This window comes from Lentzea aerocolonigenes, assembly GCF_000955955.1.
Lineage (GTDB): Bacteria > Actinomycetota > Actinomycetes > Mycobacteriales > Pseudonocardiaceae > Lentzea > Lentzea aerocolonigenes_A.
In genome coordinates this window covers 1-11,622 of sequence record NZ_JYJG01000283.1, presented here as the reverse complement: position 1 = coordinate 11,622, position 11,622 = coordinate 1, and the positions used below count along the sequence as shown (strand labels likewise).

4 protein-coding genes are annotated in these 11,622 nt (G+C 65.5%); 1 reads left to right on the top strand and 3 read right to left on the bottom strand.

What is annotated here, in order from left to right; translation table 11 throughout:
• Window positions 1-294: 294 nt before the first annotated feature.
• Window positions 295-3,675, top strand: a complete 3,381-nt coding sequence (locus UK23_RS32630; RefSeq protein WP_156213540.1) for a carboxypeptidase-like regulatory domain-containing protein — start codon at window positions 295-297, stop codon at window positions 3,673-3,675.
• 24 nt (window positions 3,676-3,699) lie between these two features.
• Here UK23_RS32630 and UK23_RS52060 read toward each other — a convergent pair whose 3' ends face one another.
• The 3 genes from UK23_RS52060 to UK23_RS32620 all read right to left on the bottom strand — a co-directional run bounded on the left by UK23_RS52060 (window position 3,700) and on the right by UK23_RS32620 (window position 11,259).
• Window positions 3,700-3,861 carry a hypothetical protein gene (locus UK23_RS52060; protein ID WP_156213539.1) on the bottom strand — a complete coding sequence of 54 codons (162 nt, stop codon included), beginning with the start codon at window positions 3,859-3,861 and terminating at the stop codon, window positions 3,700-3,702.
• 267 nt (window positions 3,862-4,128) lie between these two features.
• Window positions 4,129-8,073, bottom strand: coding sequence for a hypothetical protein (locus UK23_RS49150; RefSeq protein ID WP_052685261.1), 3,945 nt, complete (start codon window positions 8,071-8,073; stop codon window positions 4,129-4,131).
• Between the two features lie 174 nt (window positions 8,074-8,247).
• A complete protein-coding gene (locus UK23_RS32620) occupies window positions 8,248-11,259 on the bottom strand; it encodes a hypothetical protein (RefSeq protein WP_045315557.1) in 3,012 nt (1,003 codons plus the stop codon).
• Window positions 11,260-11,622: the final 363 nt, after the last annotated feature.

The following is an 11,622-nucleotide window of genomic DNA, read 5'->3' as shown; positions in this document are numbered from 1 at the left end:
GAGTAGTAGAACATCGGCGCGACCACGAGCGAGACGAGCGCCTTGGACGCTGTGGACGCCGCATCCATTCCGTGGCGGGACAGCAAGGTGTCGGCAGCCATCCACGCAAGCATCGCGACACCTGCGGTCATAGGTGATGACCGTTGAGCCACGCGAGGGATTCTCGTTCCGCGAGGTCACGGCGGACCGAAGGGCTTCGATATGGCGGGCACGGTACAGCTAAGGAAGAAGGCGGTCACGATGCCGGGTCTCAACGTTCTCGCCCGCGCGGCATTGTGCGCAGCTCTGCTGCTCTTGACCTTCGCAGCTCCCTCGGCGGCCTCGGCGCCCGCGGTCGTCTCCGGCATCGTGACCTCACAGACCGGCGTCGCTGTCCCGGACGTGTCGGTCACCGCGGTCGAACCCGGCACCAGCAACGTCCGCCACGGCCCTGCGTTCACCGGACCGGATGGCAGGTTCACCTTCGCGGTCGACACAGGCGTGTACGACTTCCGGTTCGAGCCTGCCGCCGACAGTGGCCTGAACGTCGTTGTGCAGCAAGGTGTCCAGGTTCAGGGTGATCTCACGATCAACGTGCAGCTGGCGACCGTGCCGACCACTCCGGTGACGCACAGGTTCAGCGGCGTGGTCAGCACCCACGACGGCCTTCAGCTGCAGAACCCGAGGGTCTCGCTGGGCGGCCTGATGTCGAATGCGAACGTCGGTGGTCCGGGCGGCTTCGCCCTCAACGTCCCACCGGGGGTCTACCAGGACCTCGCCGCGACCTCAGGACTGGCCAGCTTGCTCGTATCCGGCGTGCCGAGCTATCCCGTGAGCGCCACGATCACCGCGGGACCAGAGGCGCAGGCGTTCGACCTCTCCAGCCAGGACGTGACGCAGGACCTCCGAATGCCGTCGACCACCACACTGGATGTCACGGTGCTGGACACCACGGGGAATCCGGTCACCAGCGGTTTGGCGGTGGAGGCGACAGGGTCGTCATCACCGGGGGCCGGCTTCGACTTCGTTCCGGGCGCGGCGCCGGCGTACCGGCTCACGACAACGGAGTCGGAGGCGAGAACTCAGTCGAACGGCGCGGCACACCTTCAGGTGTTCACCGGGCTCACCTACCCGGCCGGCAGCATCTGCGTACGCGGTGTCACCGGATTCGTCGACACCTACTGCAACACCTCGGCGGTGACCACCGACAGCGGGCCGGCGTCGGTGACGCTGACGCAGCCGACGCCTCCCAGTCACACCTTCTCCGGTGTTGTGCGCACGGCTGAGGGGGTTCCAGTCCCCCACATCTCGCTGGAGCTCGGCAACACCACCGTCAGGTCCCAGAGCGACGGCAGGTTCTCGATCACGAAGTCGCCTGGCAGATACGAGCTGTCGGTGCAGGGCGGCAGTCTCGGCACCGGTCCGCTGAACATCGCCGGCCTCCCGGGCTATTTCAGCTTTGCCGGACCTGCTGACGCGATCGACCTGACGTCCAGTGATCTGACCACGGACGTCCTGTTGCCTCCCACGGTCACCGTCACGGTCCGGGTGAACGACCACGCTGGAGCGCCAGCCGCTGACATCCCCATCGACTTCGGCGGCATCCTCACCGATCACGCTTTGCTCGGCACCGGCCACCCGATGTACCGGGCGACTCTGAGCGGTGAGGTGAGCTCGGTTCTGACGGACTCCTCTGGAGCTGCCCGCTTCACGCTCTTCCGCGGAACACTGCTCGCGGCCGGCAGCGGCATCTGTGCGAGGTTCACGGTCAGCCCGAACAAGGTGTGCAACACCGCCGCGCTCACCACCGACGGCGATGTCGACGTGACACTCACTCAGCCCCCGCCCACGCCCGTGCTGAGCCACACCCTCTCCGGCACTGTCCACGACGCCGCCGGAACAGCCGTTCCCGGCGTGACCGTCGAGCTCGACGGCTCGGTCAAGACCGACAGCTCCGGGTCTTTCCGCATCACCAGGGCACCCGGCACCTACCCGTTCGCCGTCATCGGCGGTGGCGTCATGGGTCCGCTCGGCGTGCCAGGCCTGCCGGACTACTTCGACTTCTCGATTCAGGCGATGGCCCTCACGAGCGACGTGAACCGAGCGGTGCGACTGCCGGGCACCACCGGCCTCACGGTGTCCGCCAAGGACATCAACGGGGTCGGCCTTCCCGGTGCTTCGGTCGCTGTGCAAGGTAGCTTCCCCGGCGGCTTCCCGCTCCTGGTCGGCGACACCACGTCGTTCATCGGAGACTTCGCCTCAGATGGCAGAACCAATGCACAGGGCGTCTACACCACCACGACGTTCCGCGGCCTGAGCTTCGCCCCTGGGGAGATCTGCGTCACGCTCGCGAACTTGCACCAGTGCAACACCACGACGCTGGACACCAACGCCGGTGCCCTAACCGTCCTGTTCCAGCAACAACCAAGCCTGCCCGCGATCGTGACAGGCCTGACGGCCTCCAGCCCGACCAACTCCGCACCTGCACTCGCCTGGCAAACAACGACCAACGCGACGCACTACCTCGTGCAGCGTGACGGCGTTCTGCTGGGCACCGCGACGGAAACCGCCTTCACGGATACCACTGCGACCGATGGCGTCCACACGTACACCGTTTCCGCGGCCAACAACGCCGGTGCAGGACCAGCGTCCGCACCCGTCATCGTCGTGGTCGACCGAGCTCGCCCGACCGTCACCGGCTCACCGGACCGGCCGGCGCCCAGCGGCTGGTACAACTCCCCTGTCACGATCACCTGGTCCAGCACGGACCCGACGCCCTCGGCCGGGCCGCCCTCGACACCGGCGCCGACCATCGTGCAGGCCGAAGGTCGTGACCAGGCAGTGTCCTCTTCCGAATCATGCGATCCCGCCAGCAACTGCGCAATCGGTGGGTACCGCGTTTCGATCGATCGGACACCACCCTCTCTCGCCACCCCGGCGTGGAGCGCGAACCCCGCAACAGCGGGCACCGCGTCCACCCTCACCGTGCCGGTCACGGACACCTTGTCCGGAGTGGACAGAGGCGAGTACTACCTGGGCACCGATCCGGGCGTCGGCAACGCGACGCCGCTGTCCCTCGCCGGTGAACAGCTCACCGCCGGCCTCGGTGCCAGCCTGCCCGCTGGGGTCTACGACATCGGCATCCGCGCCCGCGACATCGCCGGAAACTGGAGTTCCACCACGACCACGATGCTCGTCGTGGTGAACCCCGCCGGCGCGGGGGCGGAAGGCAAGAACAAGAAGGATCTCGTGCCCAGCCTCGCCGCCGGCGACGTGCTTCCGGGCCTGGCCCAGCAAGGGCAGACCGACAGCGCCGACTACGGATTCACCATCAGCTACCGCAACGGAGTCATCGACCCACGCAGCGACTTCCACCTCACCTACGCCACCGGTGCCCGCTGCTCGAGCCAGGCTCCGGTGAACTGCCACCGGCTCGCGATCTCCGCGAACTCGTTCGAATGGCTCGTGATCGACCAGGACAACAACTCGCGAGCGACCTTCCGCGGAACTGCATCCGTGACAGTCGATGGGACCAGCAGCACCAACGCATTCGTGGTGGAAGCCATCGATGGCGATCTCCTCACACCACAGGCGGACGACCATCTGGTGATCACGATCTACGCCACCGACGGCCACACCGTGCTCTATCGCGCCTCCGGGTTCGTCAAGAAGGGCAACTCTGTGCGCATCCGTTAGGACAGCTCTGCGAAATCCAGCCGGTCAGGACAGGTGGCCGGCAACAGACTCGTTGAGCCGCGCGGCGTGGCGGGCGATGAAGCCGTCCCAGTCAGTGGCTCGTTCGATGAGCAGTTCACGGACGTTGTCGTGGGTGTAGACCCGGCAGGACAACGCTCGGCATGCCGGGACCGTACAGGCGCTCATGAGGGTCCCGGACTGGTGGTGGTTCGACGTGCTCACCGCAACGTTTGGTCGGTGTGCACCACGCGGCGGATGAGGGCGTTGGTGAGCGCAGGGAGGATCCGGTATATCTCGGGAGGCTGTCCAGCCCAGGAGGCTCGTCGGCCCGGCGATGAGGCTGACGATGACCCCGCCGGGACGTAACAGCAGGTGCGTCTGCGCTCCCGCGTACCCGTGAGAAGTACAAGCGGCGCGGTGGGCGACCGGTGGAGCATGGTGGCCCGATTGGATCTACTTGGGTCGGCTGACATCCAGTACGACCGGGGTGATGTGCATCCCTTGTGCACGTTCGTCTTCTGCCTGTTGCCGCAACACCTCCAGAAGCCCGGCAGCAGTCGGATGAGCCGAGCGCGACCAGCCCGTGGGCCGCTGGTCGGGCTGGAGCCAGTAGGCGAGGTAGATGCCATGGTTGAGCCCTCGAGGCTGGAGGTAACGCCGCACCAGCTGGTCCGACATCGAGGTGAGAAGCTCATTGCTGTCAACGCGCTTGGCCTCGATGGCGACGAATGCGTCCGGAGCCGCGGGAGAACGCGACTCCGCGGTGAGGTCCATGCGTGTTCCTATTCCGCCCCTTGCACTATTGCGCACGACGTGCACCTCGCGATTCACGACGATGCCGGAGCGCGCTAGCTGGTGGCACCTGCGCCACAACCAGTCCGAGATGTCGTCCTCGTGCTGTGGCATGGTGCCGTTCCAGATTTCGCGGAACGCTCCCTTGTGTCTGATCCAGTGCTGTTGTTCGGCGAGCATCCTCAGCACGACGTTCACGAGGTCGGCGTCGTTGTGCACGAGGCGTGCGTCGGAAGTGCGGAGGAGTTCGATCAGTTCATCCGGCGCGGTGGGAGCTAGGGTCAGCTCTGCTTGGCGAAATCTCGCGAGTCGTAGGTAGTCGGTACTGATGATCCTGTGGTCCAGCTCGGAACGTCCTCGGCGCAAGGCGTCCAGGGCATTAGCGTGACCGTGGTCGGCGAGTTGCCGCAGCAGCTGGCCGCGGAGGTTCTGCGCGTGGCGTTGCGAAGTGAAGCGGGCGTCCGGATGCTCGGGTTCGTCGGCGGTGTGTGGGTACGTGTCCAGGAGGATCGACGCCGCGCGCACCAGGTGACAGTGGTCGAGCTTGAAGATGTAGAGGTGCGGGGCCACCAAGGCCACTGCGGCCGGATCCGGTGTGGTGCTGGAGAGTTCGTCGATCACGAGGTTGGGAGCAAGCGTCGCCAGGCGTGCTCGAGCCCGGTCCGCGAGGTCGGTACGGTCGCGAGCCTTGAGCTGAAGGCAGGTGTCGAGCGCGACGGCGTGGTCGGCGTGCTGGGCCACGAGGTCGAGGGCGTCGCCAGCGAGTACGCCTGTGTACCGGTTGGCCAGCAGGCGTTGCGCGATCTCCTCGGCGAGGAGAGGTGCGAGGTGCCAGTACACCGGACTGAGGGACTGGTCGCTGCCGGCCACTTGCAGGTCGTCGAGATGATCAAGCGCGGCTTCGACGATCAGCTCGGGTACCAGCGTCGCAGCGATGTCCAGTAGAGCGTGTCGCATGAGTTCGTTGCTGTCGCTGGTGCGCACCAGCCAGGTGGCGACGATGGAATGGCTCCAGGCGGCCCAGACCTCCGTGCTGAATACCGGAAGTGTCTGCGGCGCGTGGTGGGCGAGTGTGGACAGCAGGTGCACACCTTCCCAGTCGGGCATCGCCTCGCCGGTATTCAGCGTGGGACTGCTGCACCACTGCCGTGGCTCGGGGCGGTGGTTCGTTAGGTAGCGAGCTCCTCCTTCGAGGACCGCGGCACGTCCGGCCTTGGAGAGATGTTGCCAGCCAGGGCGCGAGATCAGATCTTCGTTGAAGACCGCGTCGTCGTCATCCTCTCCGAGGAGAACAGTCAGGCGCCACCAGGACATCGGGTTCGTGTCGAGCTTTTCGACGAGCCTGGCGACTGACCGTCGCATCTCGACGCGTCGATCGGCGATATGCATTGCGTATGAGTGTTCCTCCGCAGCGAGCCGGCGCTGTGCTGCCACCGCCAGGGAGTGCACATCGGACGCTCCGCGCCAAGGCTCGGTCACGTCGTAGGCCGGGTGTTCCGGCGGCATAGCGAGGATGAGGTCGGCGATCCGAGCCGTCGGGTTGTGCAGCAATGAGAAGAGACAGGTGCACAGCGGTTTCGCCGTCGGCATCGGCATTGCCGGAAGCTCCTCGATGAGCCACTCCACATCGTCAACGCGGATGAGACCGGTCGTGACCAGGACGATCCAAACGTCGTCCGCGAGTCCGGCTACCGCGAGCGCAAGCGCACGACGCCGCTCCACGGGGCCGTCCATCCACGGCTGGTCCCTGGTGGTCCGGCTCCAGTGGTGAGTCCGGACTGTCATTGTGACGAGCTGAGCAAGTGCCTCTCGGAGCTCCGGATCGTCGGCGTGCGACCAAGCTCGGGTGATCAGCTTGTTCGGGAGATTCTCGTAGTGCTGAAGCGAATCAGGCCCGTCACCGACGTTCGCGATGAGCCCGCGAATGAACAAGGCCAGCTCGACTGCAGGAATGTCGTCGGCAAGTTCGCGCAGCATCATCCGGTAGCGCCCGAGGAAGCCTGACCGGTGAGGGCGCAGCGCGAACGCGAGTTCTAGCGTGCTGAGATGCCGTGGATGGAGCGCCTCGATCAGCGCCGCCCGGACCTCGTTGTCGGCGTCGGCCAGTTCCTCCGAGAGAAGATCCTTGAGCAGGGTCAGAGCGATGTCATCTCCGAGCCGTCCCACGGCGAGGACTGCTTCGCTCCTGGCGAAGGGGTAGCAGGTCACGTCCTGAGCCGCCTGCAGCAGCGGCCGCGCCAACGCCGCACAGCGACCGGCGATCGCGAGCCGGGCCAGCCACCACAGGAGCTTCGATTTCGCGGGGGCAATCGGCAGCCGACGCGCTAGCTGTTCCTCCAACGTGGCGTGCACGAGGCCGGTGAGATCCAGATCCCAGCGCGGATCAAGCTCGTCGCGGGCTGAGGCCTCCAGGACGGCCTCGACGACCGCTGCTCGCGCCGTGTCCGAGCTGAGCTCGACCGTGGCGGCGGAGAACGCGAAGGTTTCGACGTTGTCCGCGATCAGTTGCTCGACGAGACCCGGTTTCAGTGCAGCGAGCCACGCGGCGATACCCACGCGGGAGAAGGGGACGACACCGTTCGAGTTGGTGCCGAGCAGGGCACCGATCTGCTCGGGTTCGGCGTGACGTTCGACGAGATACGCCGCCGCGAGGTACTCGACGTACATCTGGTGCCGGAACACGACGAGCCCAGGCGGCTCGAACTCGAACAGCGCGGTACCCAGCACCTCGCGGTACTCCTCCGGCCGGATCGGGGACGAGGGCTGCGCGGGCTCGGGAGCTGACGGCAAGCGATCGACGCCAAGGGTGGCGCCGTCCTCCGCGTGGGGCACCAGACTCAGCGACTGCGCGCCGGAGAACGCGGTGAACGCGCCGATCCGCTGGGCAATGCGGCGCGCACGATCGATCGGAGTCGTGGGGCGCAGCCGGTCGTTCGGCTCGGCGAGGAACGCGTCGATCTCGAACTGGATTGCCTCGACCGAGCCACTAGGCAACCGTCCGTACCTGGACCAGTACTTCGCCGTGGTGATCAGCTGCGCCGCACACGCCGACAGCCTGCCCAGTCCTGCCTCCACGACCGCTACGACAAACTCCGGTCCACTGTGGCCAGCCGCGGAGACGACCAGCTCGGCGCCCTTGCGGTCCAGCGGCAGCAACCGCCATTCGACGAAGTGCGGCAGTGCGTCCATTAGCGCCCGTCCGAGTGAGGCCTCCCACGCGGCGGACCTGCAGGCGAGCCGCCACGGAACGAGGCACGCCTCTTCCGTCGTCAGCTCGTCCTCGAGCCACTGCAGCAGACGTGAGTCGTGCAGGACCGCCTGATCCAGACCGTCTACGTAGACCGGGTGCCGTGCCTCGCACGCGGACTCGAGCCTTCTCCGCAAGTCGTCTCGGGTGAGCGGCGCGGCGTTGAGCACGACGGCGTTCGGCTCCAGTCCGGCCAGCGCACGGAACGTCGTAGTCTTGCCGGCGCCCGCCGCGGCGAGCAGGGCGAAGGTGCGTCCGGCGCCAGGCAGCTCGGCGACGGGGAGGGGTGGATCAGACTCCTGGACTGACCAGGCCGGGTCTGACACAGGGAGCAGGAACCCGTTCTCGTCGTGCAGCACCTGTTTCCCAGCCGGGAGCACATACCGACGGAGCCTGTCCGCGTGGGTCACCCTGCTCTCCGATCTCGTCACCGGTCCCGGTGCCGGAATTAGCCTCGGGACGGCGCGCGGCAGAACCCTTTCTGGTCGATGCGCGCCGACTTCCACGCACGCAACACTCACTTCCACCCAGCACTAGCTGGGACGAGATGCCTCAACACGAGCGTTCGCCGACCTGATCGCATGGCTCAGCGACGCACGGTCGTGTTCGGAGTTCGCCAGCTCTACGAGAACTCCTGGACGGTTCCGATCGAACTCGACCGCCCATGCAGCCACGACGGGCGAACCGAGCTCCGGGAGATAGGACCACGCGCCAGGTTTGATCGGATGCGCGATCAACGATGTCGGCACAGGATCGGGCAACGTACGCTCCAGAAATTCCAACAGCTGGTCGAATGACTCAAGCGCTCTAACACAACGGTGCAGAGCACCGCCAGGCGCCACAGCGAGAGTCTTGATCAGCCGGCAAATCCCGCCCAGCCCCTGCTCGCCGTGCTGCTGCAGCTGCACCAGCAGGTCCTCTTCGGTCATTCGCCCGCTGAACACCTTCGCACCGAGCACTTCCTCTGTGTCGAGAGGGGACGGCTCAGATCGCTGCCGACTTATCAGGAAGAGGGCGAGGACACAAGCCATCCCAACCGTGGTGTCGACGTTCGACTCGATCTCCTCGCGCACCGGCAAGTCGATCAACGCAAGCACGAACACCGAACCCACCACGATCAATCCGGTGCGGCGCCAACCAGTCCAGAGATAGCCAAATTTTTCATCCAAGAACCCGCGGTAGCGGGTGAATTCGGTCCGGTCTGAACTAATCAGGCCAAATACCATGTAAGGGAAATACCAACGACGCTGCCCGACAGGATCAATCACAACCTCACCGACCATGGCTGGAGGCCAGGTGAAGACCAAGAGAAAGAAGAAATTCCTGAGCAGCAACTCTACATTCGGCGGAATCAAGCTGACGATCAATCCGAGAATCAAGAACGCCGAGGAAATCGAGCAGACAACACCAACTCCGATGATTACCCGGTAAGTGACCCGCGCCCAGAAATCATTGAGTTCGCACGCACCAACTTTCAACCGCCACGCTATGCCCAACAGCATCAAGGCCCCCAGACACAAGACCGTCATGGTCGTCGGACTCAAGACGGCCGCCGCAGAGGCGAGCAACATGATCCCGCCGATCGCCGACGACACCATGCAGATCATGACCACGCCCTGCAACATCCCGAATACCAGGCTGTCGTCGTCGATGTCTTCTCGCGGCGGGAGGAACTGCCCCTTCGACCACACCTTGACCGCGTTGATCAACATGTTCGCGCGGTCGTGCAGCCCGACCAATTCGGCTCCCCCGGCTCCCCATCGCAGATGCAGCGCGATCAGGGAAACAGTTCGAGTGGGATAGCCAAGAGTCACAGCCTGCCGATAGAGCTCCAGCACACGTTCCTGCGACACCAGCGGCAGCAACGCGAGCGAAGCATCGCGGTTGTGCCGTCCTCCGGAGAAGAAACCCGTCCACACCAAGAGGTCGACCGCTGCCCGCAGCCGGGGCGAGAGCCGCTCATGCAACGCAACGGGCGAGCTACGAACGACTGTCAACGCGTGCAAGACCAGCGGCGGCCACGTGAAGCAACCCACTGGGGGAAGCTCGTCGTCGTCCGCCTGCCCGAGGGACCCAGCCTTGGCGAGCGCCGCTGCCTCCACCAGCGAGAGAAAGTACTTTCGAAACTGCTCATCGTCCCGCTGTAGCGCAGCCGACGTAACTGCGCGAGTCTCTTCACTCCCCACAAGGTCGGCGAGTGACATGGTTGGTGCCATAGCCGCGAGGTGCGATGCAGCCAAATGCGTTCGCACCACGGGGCACCGGAACGCGAACCTGCCGTGCTCACGCCTGCCGAGTTGCGGCACCTCGTCGTCCGCAGATGGCGGCTCCTCAGGACGAAAGATCAGCTGGAACGCCAACGCCTCGGCTCTCTGACGCTGCGACTTCGCCTCCCCTGCCCCCAACGCGTGTCGATCCAGCATGACCGCTACATACCCGTCGAGCAGCTCCGCCAACGACCGCGGAGCCGCACCAGCGTTGAGGACTTGCATGATCAGCGCTGGCGAAGCGAAGACTTGACGCAGAGCAGGATCGTGGACGTCATAGCTATCAGGACCAATGACGCCGCGCTTGCGGAGCAGCTCCTTCACCTGCCGGACCGAAGGGGTGCAGGGCGTCAGAACCGGCCTCGCATCGGGAAGAGCTTCCCGGACGACCACCAACGCTCGGTCCTTGTCACGATGCCGCATCAGGTTGCGTACAGCCTGGAAGTAGCCCTCCTCCTCGTCGGGGGACAGCTCGCCGCCAAGATCGAACGCGAACAACCAACGCGGCCCCGACGCCTCACCGTCCAGATATCGTCGCAACGACTCGGCAAGACTCTTGCTGTGGTCGGCAATCACTTGCAGCAGGTGATGTTTCACCAGGTCCGGAGTGATCTTCTCCTCGATGGTCGGCAACCTGCGCAATGCGACGTACACCGCGAGCTCACCGGGGCGCCGGCTCTGCCTCGCCCGGCGGCAGATCTCGAGCACACGGGCGCGAACCTCGACGCTCTTGCCGCTACCGGTTGGGCCGGCGACGACAGCTACCGAGGCAGTCGGCCACCTCGCCGCAGAAAGATCTCGCGCTCTCGACGACACCGCCTTGCCCGACCACGCGAACTCGTTCGACACGAGAAGCCCGAGCGGCACCCGGTTTTTCCCGACGAAGTCGTCCTCGGCCTCGCACCGATGTACGGCCGCCTCCACCGCGTCGGCCAGCTCGTGCAACGTGCTGCGATCCGCTGACGGCGTCAAGACAGCCATCGCGACCCCCGCCGCCAGAAGTGCCGCGCTTGACACCAGCACCGCACCCAAGAGCTGGCCTCCGGGCTGCAGCGGAGACACCCCACGATCGCGGACGGCGATGGCGGCCGCCGCGCACGCGAACAGCCCGAGCACGGCAATGCTCCAGCCCACGACTGGACGGAAGGACTTCGTCTCGGAGCGACCTCGGACGAACTCCACCAGAAATGCCAGCAATGCGAGCAACGTGGCGGCACCGGAAAACCCCTGTGCCGCGGCAACGATCCCGTCGACAAGAGCGGAGATCTCCGCAGGCATTCATACACCTCACCTGGAATTTCCAGCAACCGGACCGTTCTCTGGCTTCGCAGCCGAAGCGTGTCACGTTACCGTGAAGTTCCCCCGATAACTCGGAGGGTTGGTTACATGGCTCCGGCTGGGAATGCTGGGATGATAGATGGCCCGATGATCTACATCGGCGACGTCGGCACCGGCGTCACCCGATAGGACCGCGTTCAACTGCGCGACAGCTTCAACCGCTCGAGCGCACCGGACACGCCTTCGCGGCAACTCCTCCACGCGAGGATGTCGTGCGCGCCCGGTAGGTGGAGCCGGTCCTAGTGTCCTGAGTCATTAATTCGTTGGCAGTAGGCGGCGAGCGACTCGAGGATCTGGTCGGCG

Bases quoted from the DNA above. Each gene is read 5' to 3' on its own strand.
- UK23_RS52060 (WP_156213539.1), bottom strand. From the start codon at position 3,861: ATGAGCGCCTGTACGGTCCCGGCATGCCGAGCGTTGTCCTGCCGGGTC.
- UK23_RS32620 (WP_045315557.1), bottom strand. From the start codon at position 11,259: ATGCCTGCGGAGATCTCCGCTCTTGTCGACGGGATCGTTGCCGCGGCA.